A 20,147-nucleotide genomic window follows, 5' to 3' on the forward strand; every position below is an offset into this window, starting at 1 on the left:
CCCGCCATACAGTTTTTGTGTGTGCCTCGTCTCTGGGGGGCTATTTTTTTTTTTTTTTTTTTTTCCGCCGCGCTCCCCCCGGCCAAGCCACGGGTACATCCGGCGCCCACGATGGCGCCCCTCCTTGAAACTGCGAATGCAGGCCTTTCGGCGGCCTGCAGCCTCGCCAGCTTCGCGGCTGACGCCGCTCCTACAAAAAATCAAAACATCTACTGCGCCGCCATGATCAGCGCATCCACATCCAGATGATGGCCGGCACGTGCGGCCTTGGTGCGCAGGTACTGCTCGTTCTCGTGGGTGATCTCGCCGGTGACCGGCACGCAGCCAACGACTTCGATGCCGGCCTTGCGCAGGTGCTGCACCTTGGTGGGATTGTTGGTCAGCAGCTGGATGCGCTGCACGCCCAGCGCGCGCAGCATGGCCACCGCGCTGCCGTAGCGGCGCTCGTCGGCACCGAAGCCGAGCTGTGCATCGGCGTCGATGGTGTCCAGGCCTTCGTGCTGGTAGCCGTAGGCACGCATCTTGGCGGCGATGCCGGTGCCGCGGCCTTCCTGGTCCAGGTACAACAGGATGCCGCCGCCCAGCTCCTTGAGCGTGCGCAGGCCACGCCGTAGCTGGTCGCCGCAATCGCACTTGAGCGAGCCGAACAGGTCGCCGGTGAGGCAGGACGAATGCACGCGCACCGGCACGATGCCGCTCATGTCCGGATTGCCGACGATCACCGCAACCTGGTCACGCTGTGCCACGCCGCCACGGAACACGGCGAACTCGCTCATGCCGACGTCACGCAGCGGAACTGGCGAGCGTGTCACCAGTTCGTAGTCCTGGCCGGCCTGGCCAGCACCTTCGTACAGGGCGGTGGTGTCCAGCTGCAGGCAGTCATCGAACGGGCTGCCTGCGGCATTCAGTTCCACCGAGATCATGGCCGGCAACAGCAAACCCAGCCGCGCCACTTCCACCGTCGCTGCATCCAGCGCATTGCCATTGGCTTGCGCATCGGCCGGCGCGGTCGCATCGCGCAGGTAGGCCAGTGCTGGCAGCTCGGCAAACGCGCGATCCGCCAGTGGCAGGTGGATGCCGTTGGCAGCGTTGATGCCCAGCGTCTGCGCGCGCGCTGCGCTCAGGAACAGGTAATGGCGGCCTTGCGCGGCCTCGGCGAAGGCGGCGTAGCCTTCCGGCGAGCTGCTGTCCAGGGCAATGCTGGCCAGCCGTTGCCGGCCATCGCTGATCACTACCGGGCGGCCCGCACGGAGTTCGGCGGCGGCACGCTCGCAGCGGATGGCGGCGGTCTGGCCGAAGTAGGACGGGCTGGCGGAAGCGGGGCTGTTCATTTGAAACCTTATGGGGGCCGTTGGCAGTCGAATCAATCGAGCGGCACGGGTGACGCAGTGTTGCAGCAGCAGGTTCAGTGCGGGTGACGGGCAGTGGCGTAAGGGTCATGCTCGCCGCTGCCCGGTGGCCGCAGCGTGTAGCGCTTGTAGGTCCACTGGTACTGCGCAGGATCGCGGCGGGCGATGCGCTCGATGCCGGCATTGAGGGTGGTGGCGGCCAGTTGCAGATCCGGGTCGGCGATCTGGGCCTCGGCCGGCTCGATGTGCAGGGCGAAGTCCAGGTTGGGCCCGGTGCGTTCGCACCAGCCGTATAGCAGGGTGGCACCGGTGCGCTCGGCCAGGCGGTTGACCAGGGTCATGGTCAGTGCCTGCATGCCGAAGAACGGCACGAATACGCCGTCGCCGTTCTTGGGCTGCTGGTCGGGCAGGATGCCGGTGGCGCCGCCTTCCTTGAGCACCTTGAACAATTGCCGCACGGCCGGGCCTTCGGCACGCACCTGGCGCACGTTGTCGCCGCCGCGGCACAGCTGCAGGAATTCATCGCCGACCGGGTTCTCCGGCGGTGCATAGACGATGGCGATCGGCCCGCGTGAGGCCAGCCATTGGTTCAGCAGCTCCCAGTTGCCGTAGTGCGGGGCAATCACGATCACCCCCTTGCCCGACGCCAGCGCGGCGTCATACAAGTCCTGGCCGTGGCGTTCGCGCAGGTGCCGGGACAGGTTCTGCGCGGGGTCGTGGGTCCACAGGTACAGGGTTTCCAGCGCCTGGCGGGCGGTGGTGCGCAGCACCTTGCGGTGCAGGCGCGCGCGCTGGGCGGGGTCCAGCTCCGGATAAACCAACTCCAGGTTGCGGCGGGTCACCCGGCTTTCGCGGGCATTGATGCTGCGCCACAGCCAGGCCACCGTGTCGGCCAGGGTCCGCTGCCAGGACCAGGGCAGGTGGGTCAGGGCGCAGGCGAGGCGGTAATAGAGCTTGGCAGTGGATTGCGGTTTCATTCCCGCAAGTTTAGCCGCTGGCGCCCGGTGCTATGGTGCCCGGCCCCACAGCAGGAGCTGCCAATGCTTTGCCTGATCCAACGTGTCACCCAGGCCTCGGTCACCGTCGACGACGCTGTGGTCGGGCAGATCGGCCCGGGCCTGCTTGCCCTGGTGGGGGTGGAGCCGGACGACGATGAGGCGATGCTGTCGCGGATGGCGGACAGACTGCTCGGTTACCGGGTTTTCGCCGACGATGCCGGCAAGATGAACCGTTCCTTGCGCGATACCGGTGGTGGGCTGCTGCTGGTCAGCCAGTTCACCCTGGCCGCCGATACCCGTTCAGGCATGCGTCCGAGCTTCACCAGCGCCGCGCCGCCGGCCGAGGCTGAACGGCTTTTCAACCGATTGGTGGCTATCTGCCGTGAAAAACACAGCTCAGGGGTGGAAATTGGCCGCTTTGGTGCCCATATGGTTGTCAGCCTGATAAACGATGGGCCCGTAACCTTTCTGCTCAGACCGTAGCGCGCCGCGAACCCACCGCCCCGGCAAGCGCTATGCTGCGCTGGTATAATGCTAGGTTCCCATCTTCACAATCGCCGGTGGCGCGAGCATTACATGGCCAACGAACGTCCTGCCCAGCAAAACGACATCAAGCTTCTGATCAGCAAGGGCCTGGAACAGGGCTACCTGACCTACGCCGAAGTTAACGATCATCTGCCCGACGACATGGTCGATCCGGAGCAGATCGAAGACATCATCGGCCTGATCACCGGCATGGGCATCGATGTCCACGAAGTTGCCCCCGACGCCGACACGCTGATGCTCAGCGACGGCAACACCGGCAACCGTGAAGTCGATGATACCGCCGCTGAAGAAGCTGCTGCTGCACTTACCGCACTCGACACCGAAGGTGGCCGCACCACCGACCCGGTGCGCATGTACATGCGCGAAATGGGTACGGTCGAGCTGCTGACCCGCGAAGGCGAAATCGCTATCGCCAAGCGCATCGAAGAAGGCCTGGGCCAGGTGCAGGCTGCACTGGGCACCTTCCCGCTGGCCGTCGAGTCGGTGCTGGCCGACTACGAACTGCACAAGGAAGGCAAGAAGCGCCTGGCCGAAGTGATCGTCGGCTTCAACGACCTGGTCGAGGAAGCACCGGCACCGGCCGTTGCCGAAGACACCAGCGATGACGCTGATGCAGACGGTGATGAAGACGACGACGGCGACGACGTCGAGGAAGAAGCCGGCCCGACCGGTCCGGATCCGGTGGAAGTGGCTGCCCGCATGGAGCAGCTGGCCGCCGACCTGGCCAAGTTCAAGAAGGCCCACGCCAAGGGCGACGTCAAGGCCCAGGCCAAGCTGCGCGAGGAAATCTCGGCCACCTTCGTGACCCTGAAGCTGCCGCTGCCGCTGACCGACGTGCTGGTGCGCCTGCTGCGCGACACCATGGCCCAGGTCAAGTCGCAGGAGCGTCGCGTGCTGCACCTGGCCACCATCACCGCTCGTATGCCGCGTAAGGATTTCATCCGCTCGTGGGAAGGCAACCAGACGAATCTGGAGTGGGTGGAAGACGCAATCAAGCGTAAGCAGAAGTGGTCGTCGGCGCTGCGTGACGTCAAGGACCAGATCGTTGCCGAACAGCAGGCCACCATCGACCTTGAGAAGGACACCCAGCTGAGCCTGGACGAGCTGAAGGAAATCAGCCGCGTCATGGCCTACGGCGAAGCCAAGGCGCGCAAGGCCAAGAAGGAAATGGTCGAGGCCAACCTGCGTCTGGTCATCTCCATTGCCAAGAAATACACCAACCGCGGCCTGCAGTTCCTGGACCTGATCCAGGAGGGCAACATCGGCCTGATGAAGGCTGTCGACAAGTTCGAATACCGTCGTGGTTACAAGTTCTCGACCTATGCAACCTGGTGGATCCGCCAGGCGATCACCCGCTCGATCGCCGACCAGGCCCGCACCATCCGTATCCCGGTGCACATGATCGAGACGATCAACAAGTTGAACCGCATTTCCCGCCAGATGCTCCAGCAGTACGGCCGCGAGGCCACACCGGAGGAGCTGGCCAAGGAAATGGACATGCCGGAAGACAAGATCCGCAAGGTGATGAAGATCGCCAAGGAGCCGATCTCGATGGAAACCCCGATCGGCGACGACGAGGATTCGCATCTGGGCGACTTCATCGAGGACACCAACGTGGAGTCCCCGATCGAGAACACCACCAACATCAACTTGTCGGAAACCGTGCGTGACGTGCTGGCTGGCCTCACCCCGAGGGAAGCCAAGGTGCTGCGCATGCGCTTCGGCATCGACATGAACACCGATCACACGCTGGAAGAAGTGGGCAAGCAGTTCGACGTGACCCGCGAGCGCATCCGTCAGATCGAGGCCAAGGCGCTGCGCAAGCTGCGTCACCCGAGTCGTTCGGAGCAGCTGCGCAGCTTCCTCGACATCGAGTGAGTGGTGGCTTGCAAGTGATTGCTGGCGCGTAAGCGCCGGAATGAAAAACCCCGCCTTGGCGGGGTTTTTCTTTGGGTGGATGGCGATGGGCGTCGTGGGATGCTCAGCTCACGCGTTGCCTTCGGAGCAGCCATGCGCGTGATACATGCTTTACGCAATACGCGCACATCAAAAGCAGACACAAGGAAGTAGTCGCACGCAGCGCGCTCCACTACACTGTGTCGTCGCTACGGGCCTATAGCTCAACGGTTAGAGCAGAGGACTCATAATCCTTTGGTTCCAGGTTCGAATCCTGGTGGGCCCACCATGTTTTGCTACTCCAATCAGGATGTTACGCGCCGGGCTTCTTCTCGGAATTGGTAGCTCCTGAAAAATCTCCTGAAAAATCGAACAGTTTTGCCGATTCAACGACCGGAAGTTCGTGGTCGTAGATGTCCAGCATCTTGCTGTCTTTGTGGCCACTGCTCTGCTGCTTGTCGGCACGATTGCCCTTTGTGTCCGTGATGCCGCGATGCTTGAGGCCGTGAAGACTGAACCGCTGATCGGGGGTGATCACTTTCTGCTCAATCGCAGCCTTTATCATTTTCTGCCATGCGGTATCCAGGCCGTCTTTTGACAGTTGCTCGCCGCCTTCGGCAATGAAGATGGGGCGAAGCTCTGGCTTCATCGGGACTGGCTTGCCCTTGTTGCGTTTGTTCGACAGGATCTTCGCGCGCAGTTCCTTGGCGGTTGACCATGCTGCCTTCAGCTCAGGTGTCCAACGGACGATGTTGTCGCGGCTGCCCTTGCGTCGGTTTGTCAAGATGCCTTCGGCGTGTTCGTTTGCATCCGTCAGGGTCAGCGCTTCGATACCGCGTAGCCGGCACGCATAGGCAATGGTCATGAGCGGCGCCAGGTAAGCGGGGCCGCTGCCCTTAGCACGCGACTGCAGCAGGCCTCGCTGGTGTGCGAAGTTGATAACCGCGAGCATGGCGACGCGCTCCGGCATGTTGTGTTGCTTGCGCTCCTTCGCTCCAGCCACACCTTCGGCGGGATTGGTCAAGCAGTGGCCGTGCTGCCGCCCCCATGAAAATAGCAGGCTGAGGTAACGTTTGAGATGGTTGGCCTTGGAAGGCATGCCGCGAATTGCATCATCAGCGCCTGGCCCGCTCGCTGGCTTGCCTTTGGCGATAGATTCAACTAGCCGCTGGATGATGGCGGTAGTCAGCTTGTCGACAATGAGCGTGGTGAAGGCAGCGCCAGACTTCGTTTTTATATCCCCAAGTGACCTGCCGTAACGTGTGTAGTCCTTCTGAGTAATTGGTGCCAAAGCTTTGAAAGTAGTGCTGTCTTCGTACGCTTCAATCAGCGCGGCGACTGAGCCCGCAGCGTTGCGCCCAGAACGTTGCTCCATGATTGCGAATAGGTCTGAAAGCCGCGCGTGCGGACCAGCAACTACAGTGGTCTTAACGCCGAAGCCCTCTGGGTGTTTGTCGCGCACATACCAGCGCCCACTCCCGCTCGGGTCCCAATAGAGGCTCGTCGGGAGCTTGTGGTAGTCCTTCGCAATGTGCTGCGGCACATTCGGCGGCAGCTTCCTTGGGCGACCTCGTGCCATTTTCAAAACACCTCGTGGGGACTATAGGTTGCCGTGTCATTCGCGGCTGAGGATAGCCCAAGCGCGGTATTCAGGGCCTCGGTCGTCGTCCAGATGCCGCCCTTGGCATCGTACTGGTAGCGAATGTGATGCTTGCGCGCCCACGTTTCCACGGTTGAAAGAAGGGGCTTTTCCCCTGGCTTGCAGAGTTCCTGCAGATCCTCGAATTGAAGGATGCTTGCGCCGATCATTGGCTTGCGAGCCCTCGCGCAGCAATTGCCCATGCATCGTGATCACGCATCGCTCGCCTCCTGTGGGCTGAAAGGCTCGTCGTCGTCACCTTGCGGCTCGATGGTGCCGACAATCGCCTTGACGGCCATCACAAGGTCGTCAATCTCGAACTCGCGGCGACTGTCTCCCAGCGCGTAGCGGATTCTGTGAATACCAGTCTCCCAACGGTCCTTGCGCACGATCTTGCCATCGCCCCTGAACTCGTAGTCCTCGGGCTTGGCGTCACGGAACTCAGGCATACGGAAATCACGCTCTGTGACTCTCATGTCTGACCAGCTCATGCCTTCACCCCCTGCAGGCGGGCGGCGGTCAGCTCAGCAATGAACGCTGGCCACAGCTCTTCCCAGAAGCCCAACGCCTGCGGGTTCGTGACGCTACCGAACGGGCCGCCGCAGTCCATGAGGTGACGGTGCAGCCAGTCGCAGTCCAGCACCATCTGGTGCCACTCGAGTTCCGTGCTGACGCTCCAGAATGCGTCGAAAGCCTCCCGCGCATCTTCTTTCGATAGATCGCCGTCGCGGCGCTCGCGAAGCAATGCGGCCTTGGCCTCGGCCACGGCTGTATCGCCGCAGAACACAGATGCCTCGGAACCCCAGAGCTTGCCAATCAGGTACCCACGGTTGAGCTTGGACAAGAATCTCGCGGCCGGGCTGCCCATGCTTGACCAGTAGTGGCCTACGGTCCCGAATGAGGTGTTGCAGGTCAGCTCGCACCAATAGTGCTTGCGGTCGCCTTCGCCTTGGATGCCCTCGCGCAGATAGAACGATCCGGACTCATGGTGATTGTGCACCTGGATATGCAGCACCTCCGGCGCGGCGCGCAGGGCGGCGGTAGCCGCTTGCCATGCGTCCCACATATCCTCAACGCGGTTGAAGCCATGGACGGTCTTGGCGGCTGATTTAGCCCATGCGTCGAACTGCGCCCTGGCGCGCTGTTGGTCATCCATGGCGCTTCCCTTCAATCGTCTTCTGTTGGTCGATGACAGCGCATGTCAGGTGACGGGCTGCGGCCTTGGACGTTTCGATGATGCTGTCGGCGCAGGTTCGGAAAATCTCTTCGATGTGGTGCTCGTTGAGGTTGAGCGTCACTTCCCCGGCGTCACCTGAGAACGTGGCCTTGCCGGTGTACTTGCCCTTCATTGCCCCGTACCGCTCCAGCTCGATGGTCAACTTCTGAAGGATCATTCCGACACCCCCGCGCCGTGGCTGGTGGGCTGCTCAGTGCGTGCGAATGCCGATTGGCACGCACGCTTACGGCAGCGAGACCGTGCAGGGATCTCATTGACGTCCATTTCCGTTTCCTCGTTATGAAACGGTATTCCGCAGGCAGGGCCGCGATCAGCACCCCACTTGTTTCCGGGGCGATCCACAATTGCGTGGTACTTGGGTGAACGTGGGTTCTGCCCATGTCCACTTGGGCATGCGTAGAAGCTCGCATCGCGTAGTCCGGCCTTCACGCCCCCACCTCGGCGCTGGTGGCCTGCACGCGCTCGATGACCTGCATGCAGATCAGATCAGCTTCATCCGAAAACCAGTTCAATTCGGCGATGTGTCGCGCCCCGAACAACTTGGGCAAGCTGTTCGGCCGCTGCGTACCCCATACCTTCAGCTCATCGCTGCCGCCCTTGGGGTTGGCGTCGATCAGCTTATGCAGCTTGGTGGCGCAGTTGCCGAGCCGGATCATTTGAGAGCGATGGTTCCCTTCGATGGGAGGGAACTGCCCAAGCGCCTCGCTTGATTCCTTCTGCCATGCGTCCGCCAACTCACGAAATGGCGACAGGTCTATCCCCGGCGCTGCGGGGGTGCTCACCGCCTCCGGCTGCTGCTCTCGGTAGAAGTAGCCCAGCGGCTCGCCACCCTCCACCCAGTCGTCGCGGTCCAGGTCAAACCGCTCGCGGCGCAGTTCGTCGTCGCCCCCCAGCTCGGGGATCGAGTACACGTCGAACGGCCCGCCATACATTGCGATCATGCCGCGCTCCGGATGCTCCATGTTGTCGTAGAACGGCAGACCGGTTACCGGGCATGCGTCACTACCAATTGGCTTTGTCGGTGACTGCACAACCGGCGCTGCGGTGGTGTTGCCAGGAAGCGGCGTGTCGAAGTGGAGTGCGTTCTTGGCCTCCTGCTTTGCGCGTATCTTCGCCATCACCTCGGGCTGAGTGATGCGTGCGAGCTCGAGGTCACCGGCGGCGTGCATGTCCAAGCCAGCCACCCAACAGTAACCGGCAAGCGTGACCATAACGCCGCCAACTTCCTGCGTTGGTTGCCCCACGGGCCGGTTGAACACGTAGTCGACCAGTGTGACCACACGGGTTGGGTCGTAGCCGTGCGCCTGCAGCAGCTCCAACACTTCCTCCAGCAGTCGGTCCCCGCGCTCGGTCATGTTGCTGTAGAGCGAGGGAACGAAACACCGCGCCATCCAATCGGAGGCGCCTGCCTGGAAGGAAGGTGCTGCGGCGACGGGGGCGGCGGCGATCAGCGCGAGCGGACGAACGAACACGGCTGCCGGGCCGTCCTCGGTGTCGTGGATCATGGCAAGGCGCCAGTGCTCGCCTGCCGGTGTCTCGGGCTTCCAGTTGGCCAGCCATGCGCAGGTGTCGAAGTCAACGCTCATCGAGTCATCGCCATAGTCACCTTCCACCACTGCGAACGCGAAGCCCTGCGCCCTTACCAGCGGATCAAGGGCGCGTTCTTCGTCCTCCGGGTTCGGCCACTGCGGCATATCCGGATGCACTGCGTGATAGTCATTGACGCCATCCAGCTTGGGCATCAGCTCCTGGGAGTACAGGCCGCGCCAAGGGTCGGCTGGGTCGATACCCGGTGCTGCTGGGGGGAATGCGAGCAGCTGCCGCTCGTGCTCGTTCAGCGCTTCGACAACCTCGCTCATCTCGATCTGACCGTCTTGGCTCTCGGGGGCGATGCCGCGCTCTCGCATCCAGGCATACAGGCCGGGGTCGAGAACAGGCGCAGCGGGGAGGCCCGCAAGCGGGTTTATGGCGGTCTCAATTGAGCTGGACATTGATGGTTCCTCTGACGATTTCGCGGATGCCGTAGCTGCAGTTGGGTTCGTCTTCACGCAGCATCTCGATGAGTAGTTCTGCATCGATGCGGGATTCAACGAAGCAGAGCGGTTGTGTTCCCGGGCGGGAGCTGCGGCTGCGGGTGATGACGTAGATGGTTTCTGGAAGTTGAAAGCGCTTAGGCATGGCTGCTTGCACCACAAGCGATGGCTTTCTGCTCGAATTCCTCGGCCTCGGCTAGGTAGTGGGCGTGCCGGTGCTTCTGCAGAGCCGGTGAGAAGTGGGGGTCGATGAGGGCGATGCCGGCTGCGATGCGCGCAGCCTGGGCTTCTCGGCGTGCGATGACGGCAGGATCATGGTCGAAAATATCGAGCTGGTTTCCGCGTGAGCGCATGTGTGCCTCAGCAAATGAAACGGGGCATGGATGGACGACGACCGGGGTATTGATCCAGCGGCTTGTCGAAGTTGTTGCTGATGATCTGCGGCTGCTTGCCGGTGCGGGCCATCCATTCGTCCACGGTCTCTGCCTGTGCTGTGCGCGTGCGGGGTGGCATAGGTGCGGCAATGCCGCCCGCTGCAGCGCGTGCACGTGCCTCGTCACTACGGATCACAGCGGACAGCTGAACGCTGTCATTAGCAACGGCCGGCGCAGCGCCGGTGTGTTCAGTGGCCAATACGTAGCGATGCGGGCCGCGCCCGCGCAGGCGCACGGCAAGGCCGTAGCAGACCATGGTGTTGAGGGTGGCAAGCAGTTGGGCGCGGTCGGCGTGGCGGCCGAGCAGGCTCATAAGCTGTTGCTGCTGCATGCCCAAGGGGTGGCCCTTGAGTAGCTGGGTGACAGCAAGCACCTGCTTTTCGCGTGAGGGTGCGCGATTCATTGTGCGTTGGCCTCCCGAGCAGCTGCCTCGCCGGCCAAGCCGGCGTAGGCAACTGCATCCTGGTGATCGTCAGCGTGGTAGTTGCCGGCGCTGCTGCGCGACATCTTCAACAGCTCCATGAACTGCCAGCCTTGCGTTTCCGTAAGGCTGGTGCCAAACATGGCGTTGAATGCGGCGACGGTGCGCGCCATCGATCGTTCACCGGCAGGCTGGTCGCGCTGTGATGCGCGCTGTTCGATGTCATCGGCAGCGGTGCGGATGATGCTAGATGCGTTGGGTGCTTGGCCTACTACGGCCCAGCGTCGCTCAGCATCGTGTAGGTAGTTCGGATTCCCGGATGTTGATGCATGGTTGCTGCCAACAAAGCCGCCAGTTGCAAAGCAGGTAGTCCGTTTGGATTTGCGGCGGCACTTCCCTGGGGGTGTCCACCAGAGGCTTGCGGTGGGACCGACGATGTCCTGCAGCGGCTTGCCTAACTTGACGCTCCACGTCCACCCTGCGTGCGTCAGTGCACGCCTGATTGCGCTACGGTCGGGTACAGAAGGGGAGCAAAACATGAGGATGTGCGACAACAATGCCGGCTCCCTCACTCGCTTGGTATTCGCGGGGAGCTTGATTGCATTAACCGCCCGCGAGAGGCGGCAGTGATCTACGAACGCCGTCATGATGTTCATTTAAGCCACCGCCAGTTCGTGATCACGTGGCACGCGGAAGCCGGCCGCATTGCGGTGCCCGCCACCGCCGTACTGCTTGGCGATGAGGGATACATCGACGCCATCGTCGGAGGAGCGCAGGGAGAAGTGGCGAAGCTCGTCGGTGTCCCAGTAGCACGCGGCGAAGGGCTTGCCTTGGGCCATGATGTGGCCGGCATCGCTTGCGAAGATGTGGGGCAGGTTTGCTGCCGGAACACTGTGGCCGCCGATAGTCAGGCTGCGCGTGCAGATGTTGAGCAGCTCGGCGATATCCTTTTGATGTTTACGGCTGATGGCCAGCCCTTGTGCGCGCAGTTCTTGGATGGGCAAGCCGGCGAGATAGTCCCAGTTCTCGAACGTGTATTCGTAGCTGAAAACGGCGGCTTGAATGGCGCGCGTACCCGGCAACTCGAACCGCCACAGGTCGCGGTCTTCAACGTGATTGACCAGAGCCGGGCGCGGGGTGGTGTGGAAGAAGTCCCACGCGATGCCGGCGCCGCTTCGTTCCTGGTCGAACAGCGCGTAGATCATGGCTTTGGGGATGCCTTCGCAGCGGTCCATGTGCACGCAGGCGAGATAGTGCTGCCACGTGCGTGGGGTCTTCCATGCGGGGGCGTCCATGCGCAGCACGGTGAGGTGCTCGCGGCCGGTGCGCGGCTCGTCGGGCATGTCCTCGGCGGCGCTCTTGTGGTGGTCAAGCACGAGGATGCTTGCAGCGGTACGCTGCAGCTCCAGCATCACGGCAGGCTTGTAACAGAAGTCCACGAAGATCACGTCACGGCCGGTGACATCAGGCGGCCGGTTGCCGTAGCTGCCGGCATAGAACTCTGCGGCCATGGCGCGGTTGACCGCCCAGGCAGCGGTGAAGCCGTCCGCGCAGTTATCGTGGTAGATGACAAGCGGAAGCGAAGTGTTGGTCATGCCATGGCCCTCCCGTGGACGACATAGAACAGCTCTGCCAGCTCGGGGCAGGGTTGCGGCAGTGCGCGGGCGGCGTTGAAGGCGCGCTCGATGATGGATTCGATGCGCTGCGCGTCACCTTCGCCCCCGCCGAAGGGCACTTCAGATGGTGAGATGTGGGTACTGCCGCTGAGCAGCATCTGAGCGAGTTGCGTGCGGGATGCCTGGTCGAGACCTCCGACGATCTCAGCGAAGTCGATATCAACCTCGACATCAACGCTGGTGCTTGTGGTGACGTGGGTCCTCACTTAGCGGCTCCCTTCTTTGCTGCCTGCTTTTTGGGTGCGGTCTTCTTCGCTGCCGTAGTCTTGGCAGGCGTTGCTTTGCTCTTGCCGGGTGCTTTGCCAGCAGGCTTTGCGGGTGCCTTCTTTGCCGGCGCGCCCGACTTTGGCGCCGCAGCGTCCGCACCCGTCAGGGCGTAGCCCTTGCCGCGCAGCGGCTTGGGCAGCCAGCCGGTGCCGGCCAGGCGCTTTGCTGCCTCGGCCATGGCGGCGTCCTTCTTCATTGAGGCGACCGCTTCACCTGCAGGCTTGCCGGCCACTTCGGCCACGGCATCGGCAAGCAGGCCCTTCTTGACCAGCGTGATGTAGCTGGGTGCATTCGGCTGCCAGTGGTCGGCCATGTTGAAGCCGAACTGTGCGTGCAGCGCGGTAGCGCTGGAGTTGCCGTTGATGCTGCCGGTCCTGAGAGTGCACGCCGTGAGCAGGGCAAGCAGTTCAGTGCGCTGGTCAGCGGGCAGCTTGTCCACGAACGCATAGATATCCCCCGACTTGCTGGGGATACGCTTGCACCAGCTTTTTACGCGGTCATCAAGGGCTTTGCGGGCGGCGCTCGCGGTAAGGTCCGTGAACTTGTCCAGCGGGTCACCGCCACGGTGTTCGTTGGAGGCCGTGATGTTGAAGTCCCTGCTGACCGGTGGCTCACCCGTGCTCAGGACGTTCTTGATCAGGGAGACTATGAGCAGGGTGACGGCGATATCTGGGTTTGCAGCAACGTGCAAGCGCACAGCCGCGGCACGGTGCGCCTCCAGGCGCTGGCGCATATCTGCGGAAAGTTCGGCCTTGGCGGGCTTATCCCTGTTGGTCTGCTGGGTACCCTTACTGTTTGAACGCTGGCCTGGCTGCAAGCGGGCGCGACTCACTTCAATGGTGCCGTTGTAACTCACGTAGATGATGGCGCCGCTGCTGGAGAGCACTTCCTTTGTGTAGGTCGCGGTACTCTTTTGTATGGCCTCGCGCTCGGTGTCCAGTTGATCGTCTTCTTCGTGCAGGACTGCACATTCGTCATCCGGCAGCTCGTCGCCCTCATTGTCCGGGTAAAGCAGACCCTCAATCTGCTTCTTGCGTGAGGAGATCTCCAGTAGTCGTGCTTTCTGATCAGCACTCGGTTCGCGGTGAGTGGGCGCGCCACGGCTGCCGTACTGGGAAAGATCGCTGTAGTCCATTTCCAGGCGCGGTTCCACCCATGCCCAGCCCTCGGCCCTCACTTGTTCGGCCTTCTCCTGCACCTTCACTATGGCGAGTGACTCAAGCAGTGCGGCATCGGCGTAAAACACGTCCGAGCTGAACATATCGCGACGCAGGATGCCGCCTGCACATTCATAGGATTCCGGGCCGACCAAGCGTGCAAGCGCGTTGCTGCTGGGAATCTCGCTCGCGGTGATCCGTTTGCGAAGTTCGCGGCTGTTGCGTTGCCATTCGTGCTCAACCGCTGCGCCTTTGGTGCCGAACCACGCGCGCATCTGTGCTGCGTGGTCATCGGTGAGGGCGAGTGCCTGCAACTGCTCAAGGTTCATGTCGCCCTGTTCGTACAGATTGAACAGTTCTTGGGCGACGTTGGCCAGCTTCAAACGCTGTGCAACAACAGATTCGGCTACGGCGAAGTTGGCCGCCACTTCGGCGGTGGATTTGCCGGCTTCCACCATGTTGCGGAAAGCGCGGAACTGATCGGCTGGGTGCATGGCCTCGCGGATGGTGTTCTCCGCAGTGCTTGCTTCCAGCGCCATTTCTTCGCTCACTTCAAGGCAGCGCACGGGGTGATCGGTGGCCACTTGACCACGCTCAACACCGAGCTGCAAGGCGAGCAGGCGCGTGCCGCCCGCATCAACAAGATACTTCTCGGCCGCACCAGACGGGGTGACTACCAGGTTCTGCAACTGGCCGTGTGCCAGCAGCGAATCCAGCGTGGCTGCGATGTGCGCGGCGCTGCGGTGCTTGCGCGAGTTCTTCGGGGAGAGCTGCAGGTTGTGCAGTGGAACGCTGATGATGTTCTGTGTGGACTGCATGAGTTATGCCTTGGTGGTGAGCGTGGCCGGCGCAATTCCAGCGGATTTGGCGGCGGTGGCGTAGGGAATGCAGGGGGTACCGCCGATGCTGCTGACGGCACTCAGGTCGTGGTTGGTGAGCAGCAGGTGATCGAAGCGCGCGCGTGGCGGGATGCGCAGCGGTTCCACATCGTCAATGACCTGGTCGAAGCCGAAGTGCTCGGCCAGTTGCTGTTTGTTGCAAGTTTTGCCACAACGCATGGGGCCGTAGATGATCAAAGAGCGGCGCATGTAGTTGCCCTCTTGCTGATCGTGCAGCGCGCATTGACGTAGTTGGTGAAGCCGTAATGCCTGGATGCAGCATCAAGGGCCAGCATGTGCGTGATGTTCTCTTCACGCTTGATGCGCTTTGCAGTGCGCTTGAGCCGGTCCATGGTTACGTCGTTCTTCATGCACTTGCTGCAAAGGTCTGGTTTCACCCAGTGACCACCGCCCTGGCGGGTCGGGTCTGTGCATTTGCACATGCGGCAAACGTTTGCTTCGTTCATGCGCGCACCGCCTTGGGCTTTTGGGTGGCCTTGAACGCCTGCGCGGCATTAATGCCCGCATCGGTGAGGGTTGCGCAGGTGGGAACGAACGGGTCGTTGAGGCGGATCAGTCCGCCGTCGCTCATCTTGAGCAGCAGGCGCTTGCTGAAGGACTGGTGCTGCTTGGTGCCGCTGGTGCGGTCGGGGCGCGGCGGTGCGGCAAAGCCGTTGGCTGCGCGGCGCAGCGTGTGTGCAGGTGCGTCGAATGCGGCCAGCAGTGCGTTGCGCACCAGCGGCGTGTGTTCGCTGTGTTGCATGGTCAGGCTCCGTTGAATGCGGGTTGCTGGGCGGCGGCGTTGGTGAGTGCGCGGCCATCGTCGGTGAGGGTGTTGCGGATGGGGGGCAGCCAGGTGCTGCGGAAGGCGCGGTAGCGTTCGCGGTTGTCCGGTGGCGGTGGTACATCGGACGCGTGCGGGCAGTGAACGAGCGAAAGGTGCAGCAGGGTGCCAGCGTGTGCTTGCGGCGGCCGGGTGAACAGGCTCATTGGCACCCCCGTGCGCGCAGCACGAAAGACGCAAGCAAGATCAGCACGACAAGCAGGTTGGCGGCGAGGATGAGCAGTATTTCCGCGCCCACCTGCGGCGGTGTGCTGTCATGCGCGTTGTGTTGCGAGGCGGCGCTCATGCGGCGGCCTCCGCGTTCTGCATGAGGGCCAACTGTTCGTTGAGCCAGTTGTGCAGGGTTTCGTCGGTGCCCTTCGGCAGCCAGAACACGGTGCCGCCAACGAAGATGGACGGCTGCCTGTCAATTTCGTTGGCGCCGTTGTCGAGCAGAATGGCGTTTGCATCACCGCAAGCGCTGGCGATTACATCAAGCCTATTCCCGCTCTTGCCGCTGACTACAAGTCCGGCTTTATTGAAGGGGTGCAGGTGGAGCGTGACGCGTGTGCCGGCCAGGCCGGGAACGGTTGTAGAGACACTGGTCTTCACTAGCGCACCTCCGCGTTGATATCACGGGAGAGCGCTTCAGCACGCAGGCTGGCGACGCTCAGGCGGCCGCCGCGTGCCTTGCGGTTACGGCTGTTGACGCCCGAGCTGCGCTTGCGCAGCAGGGTGGCGCGTGCGTGTTCCTCCGCTGCTGCTGCCACCAGGCAGCGCACGGCGCAGGGGGGCGGGGTGGTGCGGGTGAAGCCGGTGCTGTCGAACATGGCGCTCTCCGGTGTAAGGAGGGCGCCAGCGGGTCGCTATGGCCTGGGGAGTGGCCCACCGACGGCAAAGGCGTTGTGGCCGTCGGAATGGTGACCCGCTGGTCGCCCGCCGGCTGGGGAAGGCCGGCAAGGCGAACCGTACAAGGAAACTTGCCGTCAAGTCAACAAGGAAACTTGCCTATTTTAAAACGTGCGAAGATTTGGCTTTCATGGATAGGGGGCGTGTAATGGATTTCGTGACTCAATTGCGCAGTCAGTCGCACTATCCCTACTTGCGCGGGATAGTGAGGTTCCTTGTGGTAATGGGGTACCTGCTCGCGGCCCTAGTGGCGCTGCTGGCTGTGGTGATGTTCCTCAAGATGGACGGGCCATCAATCGTGGCTGCCGTCGGCTTGGGTGCTGGTGCAGTGTTAATCGTGGCTGCTGTCGGTGTCGTACGCGAGTTGATGCTGATGCTGGCGGACATTGCCGACGGCGTGATCTACGTGGCCCAAGCACAATCGGAGCAGCTGCCACCTGCGGCGAATCAGGACTGGTGATTAGGCATCAGGTAGTTGATGCGTAATATCCCGGATCAAGCCAGTCTGCTCCAGGGGGAAGCCCTCGCTGATTGCTTCGCGTGCTTGTTCGGCATCGCCCAGCAACAAGCGTAGCTGCCGGTTCGTTAGCGATTCGATGCTGGGCTTGGTGAGCAGGTGCTGCTGCACCAGCCAGTCGAGCTGATAGGCGCGCACCAGTAGACGAATGCGCTGTATGCAGAGCACGCGTGTTGTTTCATCCCAGCCGTCATTTCCGGTATTGGGAGGGCTGAAATCAGGGTCGTTTGCCGATGCCGGCCGTCGGTTCCTGCTGACCTTTTCAGCCAGCGCCCGTGCTAGAGCGTCGAGTGCTGCGTTGTCCTTCATCCATGCCCCCCTTTGTTGCCGTCTGCTTGCGCAGACGCGCGGTGAAATCCACGACGTTGTTTGCCGTCACCGTGCGCTCGTCTCTGCTGGTCAAATAGTTGTAAGCCAGGAGGACAAGTTCTGCATCACCCGGCTGTTCTGGATCAAAGTGCTCATCGAGCGCGATGCAGGCCAGGCGGACGAGTTGGTACGAGGTGGCAAGAGTAGACGCGTCGAGTTGCAGGGACTGAGATTGGCTTCGGGGTGCTGAGGATCTGCCCCCGTTGCTGGTTGTGAGGTCGCGAACTTGTGGCGGCGCTATGCCGTTGTCGGAAACGTTGAGGAACTGCTCGACAGTGAGGCCGAACGCTTTGGCCAGCGCGGGCAGGTAGCGAGGACTGCGGGTAGGGATGTCTATTAGCTGCTGAATGTGCTGGTACTTGACGTTGGGAGCCCCGCTAGCGCGCACGCGGGCGGCCAAGGTCCTCTGGGTGAGGCCCTGTTGCTCCATCAAATAGCGGACGATTTCGCCGATCAGCATGCAAACAATCTTGCGTGCTTGCCGAGCAAGGATGGTTGCCATACAGTGTGGCAAGGTTCCTTGTTCCCGGTGAGTGAATGACCCCCATCGACAGAGCGGTCAGGATTTGCGGAAAGCAGAGTGAGCTGGCCCGTCGGGTGACCGGCAAGCCGGCCACTGGATACGTTTATCACTGGCGCACCAATGGCGTGACCGCGCAGATCGCGGCCGGCATCGAGAATGCCGTGCGCGCGGCTATCGCCGAGAGCGAGGAGTGCGCTGCTGTTGCAGCAAAGCTGGGTGGGCCAGTGCGTGCAGAAGAGCTGCTCCCGGATGCCAGTGTGCGCTGGATACGCGGCGAATCGGGCTTCATTACGGCCTACGAGAAGCAACTGACCCCGGTGGAACTGGAGGGGACAGCGCATGCGCATTGAGGCGGCTAGCCAGCTACGCACGGTCGTAGCCCTCGATAGCAACCTGGGCAACGGCGAGGTGGGCGAGCTGCTCAACGGGCAGTTGCTCGACGGCGCTGATGCGCAAAGTCTGTGTCTCACCAGTGATCAGTGGGCAAGCCTCTTTCAACAGCGGACGGCAGTGGACCGACCGCTTCATCCTGCCGAGGTGCATTGATATGAAGCTGATTGATAAGTGCCGCCGTGCGCTGCGCGACTGGCTGTTTGCAGACGACAAGGCGAACCCCGACGAACTGGCGGGGTGGATCAAGGTGTGGAAGGACGCGCACATCGCAGGCACGCAAACGCGTGTGATGGAAACGCGGTTGCGCGCGGCGCTGGGCCCATCTGCATATGCCGCGTTTGTCAGCCCGCTTCGCCGTCGCCGACGTGAACTGCATCGCGTAGGCGCTGCACGCGCGTGATGGATTTGAGCGGTGATGCCCAGCCGCGCTGGGCATGCACTGATGGCGCAACTACGGAAGACGGTGTCTGAAATGACGAACTCACGCATTGGCTGCATCCTGCGTTTGCTGCTCGCCGCTGTGCTGGTGGTGCTGAGCCTGGCGCTCATCGTCGCCGGGCTGGTAGGCAAGCAAGAGGATGGCCGCAATGGGGCCAAGGCCGGTGCGAGCGTTGAAGTGGTGCATGGGCACCAGTTGCAGCCAAGGGTTGGTATCGGTCATGTGGCGCAGTGTCCAGCCGCTGGGCAGGTGTGCGCATGAAGCCCGAGCCTCAGTTCATGACGCCCCGGCAGGATGTGATCTATCAGATCACTGAGCGAATGTTCCGCGAGACCGGAACGAATCGTCGCACGTTCGCAATGGTGCTGGCCGACAACTATTTGAACATGGTTGCCGAGGATGACCAGGACGTGCCGTTCCGCATCACGCGCGGCGGCGATGTCGGTGCTGACAAGAAGCACAACGGGCAGATCATTGGACGCTACCTGGATGGCGTTGTGAAGAAGCTGCCGGCGGATCTGGAAGATGCGTGGGTGCTGAGTCTGCCGCAGCCGTACCGCTACAACTGCGAGCGCGAGCTGGCATTGCGGCGGGGAATGCTCGTGGTGCCCAGGCCCACAGGCAAGGGTGTTTCAGTTTCAAGCGTGGCAACGTTGATGACGAAGTATGCGGGCCTGCTTGAAACGCTGGCGCCAGCAATGGAAGACGGCAAGTTTGGGCCGGAAGATTTGCCCTACCAGCGCGAGATCAATGCTGCTGGTGACGATGTGATATCGGCGGTGCTGGCCGTGCGGTTCGGGCTGGACCGTGGCATCCACAACGGTGGTGCCGGTGCTTGAGATGAGCATCTACCGCGCGCCCCGGGCACCGCGCTTCAGCAGCCGCAAGGTGTTGGGTGTTGAGGGCCGGCGGGCTGTTGCCGAGGCGCTGGCGCTGCTGTCGGGTTCGCAGGCTGGCTTGCAGGGTGAGGATGCCCTGGCCGAGCGCGAGCGCCTGCGGATTGAGGCCGAAAGGGCGAAGCAGCGGCAGGGCGAGTTGGAATTGGGGAGGGCAGGGTGATCAGTTGCTGCCTTTCGCGCGCAATGGCGCGCACGGCCGACATGACGGCCGAAGCCCGCGAGGCTGAGATCAACCGCTTGCCCGAGCAGTGCCCGCACCCGGGTACTTGTACAACGGGCATGGGCTGCCGTGCTTACGTGGCATCGGTGATTGGCAATGAGGCTGTGCGCAGGCGCGAGGTATGCGAAGCGCGCAGCTACATACGGCGGGGCATTGCAACGCCGTCGAAGGTGAATCAGTTGATTGACGACATAACGAAGCGGCGCGGCGCTGTTGAAGCCGAGCGGCTGCGCGCGGATATGCGCGCGGAATGGAAGACGCGGAGCGAATGGTGGCACGGGAGGCGTGCATGACGGCTTTTGCTTCGTTGCGAATCCCCCGCGCCCCCGGTTTTGTTGAGAGGGCGCTTGTGACTGCGCGGCATTCTGCAGTGGCTTTGAGATGGCTGCCTGAACACGCGCGCCAGAAGCGGGTCCTCCCCCAACCTGACCCCATGCGGGTAGCGGAGCCGCGAAATCGGGGTAGTCAGTGGCCCGCTAAGTTACTGAAATCGCGGATGTCTACTCCGAGTCCGTTAACTGACT

The 20,147-nt window shown here is 62.4% G+C and carries 34 protein-coding genes and 1 tRNA gene; 10 read left to right on the forward strand and 25 right to left on the reverse strand.

Annotated elements, in window-relative coordinates:
• Positions 1-209: 209 nt before the first annotated feature.
• Positions 210-1,331 (reverse strand): GTP cyclohydrolase II RibA, encoded by a 1,122-nt coding sequence (gene ribA, locus ACVOL0_RS03630; protein ID WP_481547938.1) that lies wholly within the window; start codon positions 1,329-1,331, stop codon positions 210-212.
• Positions 1,332-1,405: 74 nt separating this feature from the next.
• A complete protein-coding gene (locus ACVOL0_RS03635) occupies positions 1,406-2,326 on the reverse strand; it encodes a lauroyl acyltransferase (RefSeq protein ID WP_481547939.1) in 921 nt (306 codons plus the stop codon).
• A 63-nt stretch (positions 2,327-2,389) separates the two neighbouring features.
• Between ACVOL0_RS03635 and dtd the strand changes: the two genes are divergently transcribed.
• The 3 genes from dtd (at position 2,390) to ACVOL0_RS03650 (ending at position 5,078) form a co-directional block, all read left to right on the forward strand.
• Positions 2,390-2,830 (forward strand): D-aminoacyl-tRNA deacylase, encoded by a 441-nt coding sequence (dtd, locus tag ACVOL0_RS03640; RefSeq protein ID WP_481547940.1) that lies wholly within the window; start codon positions 2,390-2,392, stop codon positions 2,828-2,830.
• Between the two features lie 93 nt (positions 2,831-2,923).
• Positions 2,924-4,771, forward strand: a complete 1,848-nt coding sequence (gene rpoD / locus ACVOL0_RS03645) for an RNA polymerase sigma factor RpoD (RefSeq protein ID WP_481547941.1) — start codon at positions 2,924-2,926, stop codon at positions 4,769-4,771.
• A 231-nt stretch (positions 4,772-5,002) separates the two neighbouring features.
• Positions 5,003-5,078: transfer RNA gene (locus tag ACVOL0_RS03650), tRNA-Ile, on the forward strand.
• Positions 5,079-5,102: 24 nt separating this feature from the next.
• On the opposite strand, the gene ACVOL0_RS03655 is transcribed toward ACVOL0_RS03650, so the two are convergent.
• From ACVOL0_RS03655 to ACVOL0_RS03750, 20 genes are all read right to left on the reverse strand, one after another.
• On the reverse strand, positions 5,103-6,368 hold the full coding sequence (locus ACVOL0_RS03655; protein WP_481547942.1) for a site-specific integrase: 1,266 nt from the start codon (positions 6,366-6,368) through the stop codon (positions 5,103-5,105).
• 2 nt (positions 6,369-6,370) lie between these two features.
• A complete protein-coding gene (locus ACVOL0_RS03660) occupies positions 6,371-6,598 on the reverse strand; it encodes a hypothetical protein (RefSeq protein WP_481547943.1) in 228 nt (75 codons plus the stop codon).
• 42 nt (positions 6,599-6,640) lie between these two features.
• Positions 6,641-6,904, reverse strand: a complete 264-nt coding sequence (locus ACVOL0_RS03665; RefSeq protein ID WP_481547944.1) for a hypothetical protein — start codon at positions 6,902-6,904, stop codon at positions 6,641-6,643.
• A gap of 11 nt (positions 6,905-6,915) precedes the next feature.
• On the reverse strand, positions 6,916-7,584 hold the full coding sequence (locus ACVOL0_RS03670; protein ID WP_481547945.1) for a phiTE_072 family protein: 669 nt from the start codon (positions 7,582-7,584) through the stop codon (positions 6,916-6,918).
• Positions 7,577-7,822, reverse strand: coding sequence for a hypothetical protein (locus ACVOL0_RS03675; RefSeq protein ID WP_481547946.1), 246 nt, complete (start codon positions 7,820-7,822; stop codon positions 7,577-7,579). Before ACVOL0_RS03675 ends, ACVOL0_RS03670 begins: the two co-directional genes overlap by 8 nt.
• Before the next feature lie 268 nt (positions 7,823-8,090).
• Positions 8,091-9,656 carry a hypothetical protein gene (locus ACVOL0_RS03680; RefSeq protein ID WP_481547947.1) on the reverse strand — a complete coding sequence of 522 codons (1,566 nt, stop codon included), beginning with the start codon at positions 9,654-9,656 and terminating at the stop codon, positions 8,091-8,093.
• Positions 9,640-9,843, reverse strand: coding sequence for a hypothetical protein (locus ACVOL0_RS03685; protein ID WP_481547948.1), 204 nt, complete (start codon positions 9,841-9,843; stop codon positions 9,640-9,642). Before ACVOL0_RS03685 ends, ACVOL0_RS03680 begins: the two co-directional genes overlap by 17 nt.
• A complete protein-coding gene (locus tag ACVOL0_RS03690; RefSeq protein WP_481547949.1) occupies positions 9,836-10,051 on the reverse strand; it encodes a hypothetical protein in 216 nt (71 codons plus the stop codon). The genes ACVOL0_RS03685 and ACVOL0_RS03690 overlap by 8 nt, the downstream gene beginning before the upstream one ends.
• A gap of 7 nt (positions 10,052-10,058) precedes the next feature.
• Positions 10,059-10,535, reverse strand: coding sequence for a hypothetical protein (locus ACVOL0_RS03695; protein ID WP_481547950.1), 477 nt, complete (start codon positions 10,533-10,535; stop codon positions 10,059-10,061).
• Entirely contained in the window at positions 10,532-11,209 is a 678-nt protein-coding gene (locus ACVOL0_RS03700; RefSeq protein WP_481547951.1) for a DUF6378 domain-containing protein, read from the reverse strand. The genes ACVOL0_RS03695 and ACVOL0_RS03700 overlap by 4 nt, the downstream gene beginning before the upstream one ends.
• Complete coding sequence (locus ACVOL0_RS03705) at positions 11,210-12,148, reverse strand: DHHA1 domain-containing protein (protein WP_481547952.1); 939 nt, start codon at positions 12,146-12,148, stop codon at positions 11,210-11,212.
• Positions 12,145-12,435 (reverse strand): hypothetical protein, encoded by a 291-nt coding sequence (locus ACVOL0_RS03710; RefSeq protein ID WP_481547953.1) that lies wholly within the window; start codon positions 12,433-12,435, stop codon positions 12,145-12,147. The genes ACVOL0_RS03705 and ACVOL0_RS03710 overlap by 4 nt, the downstream gene beginning before the upstream one ends.
• A complete protein-coding gene (locus ACVOL0_RS03715) occupies positions 12,432-14,471 on the reverse strand; it encodes a ParB/RepB/Spo0J family partition protein (RefSeq protein ID WP_481547954.1) in 2,040 nt (679 codons plus the stop codon). Before ACVOL0_RS03715 ends, ACVOL0_RS03710 begins: the two co-directional genes overlap by 4 nt.
• A gap of 3 nt (positions 14,472-14,474) precedes the next feature.
• A complete protein-coding gene (locus ACVOL0_RS03720; protein WP_481547955.1) occupies positions 14,475-14,741 on the reverse strand; it encodes a hypothetical protein in 267 nt (88 codons plus the stop codon).
• Positions 14,726-14,902 (reverse strand): hypothetical protein, encoded by a 177-nt coding sequence (locus ACVOL0_RS03725; protein WP_481547956.1) that lies wholly within the window; start codon positions 14,900-14,902, stop codon positions 14,726-14,728. The genes ACVOL0_RS03720 and ACVOL0_RS03725 overlap by 16 nt, the downstream gene beginning before the upstream one ends.
• Before the next feature lie 92 nt (positions 14,903-14,994).
• The gene (locus tag ACVOL0_RS03730) at positions 14,995-15,294 is read right to left on the reverse strand and encodes a hypothetical protein (protein ID WP_481547957.1); all 300 of its coding nucleotides are present in this window, start codon (positions 15,292-15,294) and stop codon (positions 14,995-14,997) included.
• 2 nt (positions 15,295-15,296) lie between these two features.
• A complete protein-coding gene (locus ACVOL0_RS03735; RefSeq protein WP_481547958.1) occupies positions 15,297-15,521 on the reverse strand; it encodes a hypothetical protein in 225 nt (74 codons plus the stop codon).
• A complete protein-coding gene (locus tag ACVOL0_RS03740; RefSeq protein ID WP_481547959.1) occupies positions 15,518-15,661 on the reverse strand; it encodes a hypothetical protein in 144 nt (47 codons plus the stop codon). Before ACVOL0_RS03740 ends, ACVOL0_RS03735 begins: the two co-directional genes overlap by 4 nt.
• Positions 15,658-15,966, reverse strand: a complete 309-nt coding sequence (locus tag ACVOL0_RS03745) for a hypothetical protein (protein ID WP_481547960.1) — start codon at positions 15,964-15,966, stop codon at positions 15,658-15,660. The genes ACVOL0_RS03740 and ACVOL0_RS03745 overlap by 4 nt, the downstream gene beginning before the upstream one ends.
• On the reverse strand, positions 15,966-16,184 hold the full coding sequence (locus tag ACVOL0_RS03750; RefSeq protein ID WP_481547961.1) for a hypothetical protein: 219 nt from the start codon (positions 16,182-16,184) through the stop codon (positions 15,966-15,968). The genes ACVOL0_RS03745 and ACVOL0_RS03750 overlap by 1 nt, the downstream gene beginning before the upstream one ends.
• A gap of 227 nt (positions 16,185-16,411) precedes the next feature.
• Here ACVOL0_RS03750 and ACVOL0_RS03755 point away from each other — a divergent pair, with 227 nt between their 5' ends.
• Positions 16,412-16,723, forward strand: a complete 312-nt coding sequence (locus ACVOL0_RS03755) for a hypothetical protein (protein ID WP_481547962.1) — start codon at positions 16,412-16,414, stop codon at positions 16,721-16,723.
• Here ACVOL0_RS03755 and ACVOL0_RS03760 read toward each other — a convergent pair whose 3' ends face one another.
• Both ACVOL0_RS03760 and ACVOL0_RS03765 read right to left on the reverse strand, forming a co-directional pair.
• Positions 16,724-17,089, reverse strand: coding sequence for a hypothetical protein (locus ACVOL0_RS03760; RefSeq protein WP_481547963.1), 366 nt, complete (start codon positions 17,087-17,089; stop codon positions 16,724-16,726).
• Positions 17,043-17,609: a helix-turn-helix domain-containing protein gene (locus tag ACVOL0_RS03765; RefSeq protein WP_481547964.1), complete on the reverse strand. Its 567-nt coding sequence runs from the start codon at positions 17,607-17,609 to the stop codon at positions 17,043-17,045. The genes ACVOL0_RS03760 and ACVOL0_RS03765 overlap by 47 nt, the downstream gene beginning before the upstream one ends.
• Before the next feature lie 77 nt (positions 17,610-17,686).
• Here ACVOL0_RS03765 and ACVOL0_RS03770 point away from each other — a divergent pair, with 77 nt between their 5' ends.
• Genes ACVOL0_RS03770 through ACVOL0_RS03780 form a run of 3 tightly spaced genes read left to right on the forward strand, consistent with a single transcriptional unit; the run spans position 17,687 to position 18,465 of the window.
• The gene (locus tag ACVOL0_RS03770; RefSeq protein ID WP_481547965.1) at positions 17,687-18,022 is read left to right on the forward strand and encodes a hypothetical protein; all 336 of its coding nucleotides are present in this window, start codon (positions 17,687-17,689) and stop codon (positions 18,020-18,022) included.
• Positions 18,012-18,218, forward strand: coding sequence for a hypothetical protein (locus tag ACVOL0_RS03775; RefSeq protein WP_481547966.1), 207 nt, complete (start codon positions 18,012-18,014; stop codon positions 18,216-18,218). Before ACVOL0_RS03770 ends, ACVOL0_RS03775 begins: the two co-directional genes overlap by 11 nt.
• Position 18,219: 1 nt before the next feature.
• The gene (locus tag ACVOL0_RS03780; RefSeq protein WP_481547967.1) at positions 18,220-18,465 is read left to right on the forward strand and encodes a hypothetical protein; all 246 of its coding nucleotides are present in this window, start codon (positions 18,220-18,222) and stop codon (positions 18,463-18,465) included.
• Between the two features lie 81 nt (positions 18,466-18,546).
• On the opposite strand, the gene ACVOL0_RS03785 is transcribed toward ACVOL0_RS03780, so the two are convergent.
• On the reverse strand, positions 18,547-18,726 hold the full coding sequence (locus tag ACVOL0_RS03785) for a hypothetical protein (RefSeq protein ID WP_481547968.1): 180 nt from the start codon (positions 18,724-18,726) through the stop codon (positions 18,547-18,549).
• A gap of 35 nt (positions 18,727-18,761) precedes the next feature.
• Between ACVOL0_RS03785 and ACVOL0_RS03790 the strand changes: the two genes are divergently transcribed.
• The 3 genes from ACVOL0_RS03790 to ACVOL0_RS03800 are packed head-to-tail and all read left to right on the forward strand — an operon-like array spanning position 18,762 to position 19,916.
• Complete coding sequence (locus tag ACVOL0_RS03790) at positions 18,762-19,343, forward strand: hypothetical protein (RefSeq protein WP_481547969.1); 582 nt, start codon at positions 18,762-18,764, stop codon at positions 19,341-19,343.
• A gap of 1 nt (position 19,344) precedes the next feature.
• The gene (locus ACVOL0_RS03795) at positions 19,345-19,563 is read left to right on the forward strand and encodes a hypothetical protein (protein ID WP_481547970.1); all 219 of its coding nucleotides are present in this window, start codon (positions 19,345-19,347) and stop codon (positions 19,561-19,563) included.
• Positions 19,564-19,586: 23 nt separating this feature from the next.
• Positions 19,587-19,916 carry a DUF7696 family protein gene (locus ACVOL0_RS03800; RefSeq protein ID WP_481547971.1) on the forward strand — a complete coding sequence of 110 codons (330 nt, stop codon included), beginning with the start codon at positions 19,587-19,589 and terminating at the stop codon, positions 19,914-19,916.
• Positions 19,917-20,147 lie beyond the last annotated feature (231 nt).

The sequence above is a fragment of the Stenotrophomonas sp. STEN021 genome (assembly GCF_056760175.1).

Bases quoted from the DNA above. Each gene is read 5' to 3' on its own strand.
- ACVOL0_RS03715 (WP_481547954.1), bottom strand. From the start codon at position 14,471: ATGCAGTCCACACAGAACATCATCAGCGTTCCACTGCACAACCTGCAG.
- ACVOL0_RS03790 (WP_481547969.1), top strand. From the start codon at position 18,762: ATGAAGCCCGAGCCTCAGTTCATGACGCCCCGGCAGGATGTGATCTAT.
- ACVOL0_RS03665 (WP_481547944.1), bottom strand. From the start codon at position 6,904: ATGAGAGTCACAGAGCGTGATTTCCGTATGCCTGAGTTCCGTGACGCC.
- ribA (WP_481547938.1), bottom strand. From the start codon at position 1,331: ATGAACAGCCCCGCTTCCGCCAGCCCGTCCTACTTCGGCCAGACCGCC.
- ACVOL0_RS03785 (WP_481547968.1), bottom strand. From the start codon at position 18,726: ATGACCGATACCAACCCTTGGCTGCAACTGGTGCCCATGCACCACTTC.
- ACVOL0_RS03675 (WP_481547946.1), bottom strand. From the start codon at position 7,822: ATGATCCTTCAGAAGTTGACCATCGAGCTGGAGCGGTACGGGGCAATG.
- ACVOL0_RS03765 (WP_481547964.1), bottom strand. From the start codon at position 17,609: ATGCTGATCGGCGAAATCGTCCGCTATTTGATGGAGCAACAGGGCCTC.
- ACVOL0_RS03775 (WP_481547966.1), top strand. From the start codon at position 18,012: ATGCGCATTGAGGCGGCTAGCCAGCTACGCACGGTCGTAGCCCTCGAT.
- ACVOL0_RS03655 (WP_481547942.1), bottom strand. From the start codon at position 6,368: ATGGCACGAGGTCGCCCAAGGAAGCTGCCGCCGAATGTGCCGCAGCAC.
- ACVOL0_RS03660 (WP_481547943.1), bottom strand. From the start codon at position 6,598: ATGATCGGCGCAAGCATCCTTCAATTCGAGGATCTGCAGGAACTCTGC.
- ACVOL0_RS03700 (WP_481547951.1), bottom strand. From the start codon at position 11,209: ATGAACATCATGACGGCGTTCGTAGATCACTGCCGCCTCTCGCGGGCG.
- ACVOL0_RS03670 (WP_481547945.1), bottom strand. From the start codon at position 7,584: ATGGATGACCAACAGCGCGCCAGGGCGCAGTTCGACGCATGGGCTAAA.
- ACVOL0_RS03720 (WP_481547955.1), bottom strand. From the start codon at position 14,741: ATGCGCCGCTCTTTGATCATCTACGGCCCCATGCGTTGTGGCAAAACT.
- ACVOL0_RS03695 (WP_481547950.1), bottom strand. From the start codon at position 10,535: ATGAATCGCGCACCCTCACGCGAAAAGCAGGTGCTTGCTGTCACCCAG.
- ACVOL0_RS03680 (WP_481547947.1), bottom strand. From the start codon at position 9,656: ATGTCCAGCTCAATTGAGACCGCCATAAACCCGCTTGCGGGCCTCCCC.
- ACVOL0_RS03750 (WP_481547961.1), bottom strand. From the start codon at position 16,184: ATGTTCGACAGCACCGGCTTCACCCGCACCACCCCGCCCCCCTGCGCC.
- ACVOL0_RS03685 (WP_481547948.1), bottom strand. From the start codon at position 9,843: ATGCCTAAGCGCTTTCAACTTCCAGAAACCATCTACGTCATCACCCGC.
- dtd (WP_481547940.1), top strand. From the start codon at position 2,390: ATGCTTTGCCTGATCCAACGTGTCACCCAGGCCTCGGTCACCGTCGAC.
- ACVOL0_RS03705 (WP_481547952.1), bottom strand. From the start codon at position 12,148: ATGACCAACACTTCGCTTCCGCTTGTCATCTACCACGATAACTGCGCG.
- ACVOL0_RS03725 (WP_481547956.1), bottom strand. From the start codon at position 14,902: ATGAAGAACGACGTAACCATGGACCGGCTCAAGCGCACTGCAAAGCGC.
- ACVOL0_RS03755 (WP_481547962.1), top strand. From the start codon at position 16,412: ATGGATTTCGTGACTCAATTGCGCAGTCAGTCGCACTATCCCTACTTG.
- rpoD (WP_481547941.1), top strand. From the start codon at position 2,924: ATGGCCAACGAACGTCCTGCCCAGCAAAACGACATCAAGCTTCTGATC.
- ACVOL0_RS03800 (WP_481547971.1), top strand. From the start codon at position 19,587: ATGGCGCGCACGGCCGACATGACGGCCGAAGCCCGCGAGGCTGAGATC.
- ACVOL0_RS03740 (WP_481547959.1), bottom strand. From the start codon at position 15,661: ATGAGCGCCGCCTCGCAACACAACGCGCATGACAGCACACCGCCGCAG.
- ACVOL0_RS03760 (WP_481547963.1), bottom strand. From the start codon at position 17,089: ATGAAGGACAACGCAGCACTCGACGCTCTAGCACGGGCGCTGGCTGAA.
- ACVOL0_RS03635 (WP_481547939.1), bottom strand. From the start codon at position 2,326: ATGAAACCGCAATCCACTGCCAAGCTCTATTACCGCCTCGCCTGCGCC.
- ACVOL0_RS03735 (WP_481547958.1), bottom strand. From the start codon at position 15,521: ATGAGCCTGTTCACCCGGCCGCCGCAAGCACACGCTGGCACCCTGCTG.
- ACVOL0_RS03730 (WP_481547957.1), bottom strand. From the start codon at position 15,294: ATGCAACACAGCGAACACACGCCGCTGGTGCGCAACGCACTGCTGGCC.
- ACVOL0_RS03770 (WP_481547965.1), top strand. From the start codon at position 17,687: ATGACCCCCATCGACAGAGCGGTCAGGATTTGCGGAAAGCAGAGTGAG.
- ACVOL0_RS03795 (WP_481547970.1), top strand. From the start codon at position 19,345: ATGAGCATCTACCGCGCGCCCCGGGCACCGCGCTTCAGCAGCCGCAAG.
- ACVOL0_RS03690 (WP_481547949.1), bottom strand. From the start codon at position 10,051: ATGCGCTCACGCGGAAACCAGCTCGATATTTTCGACCATGATCCTGCC.
- ACVOL0_RS03780 (WP_481547967.1), top strand. From the start codon at position 18,220: ATGAAGCTGATTGATAAGTGCCGCCGTGCGCTGCGCGACTGGCTGTTT.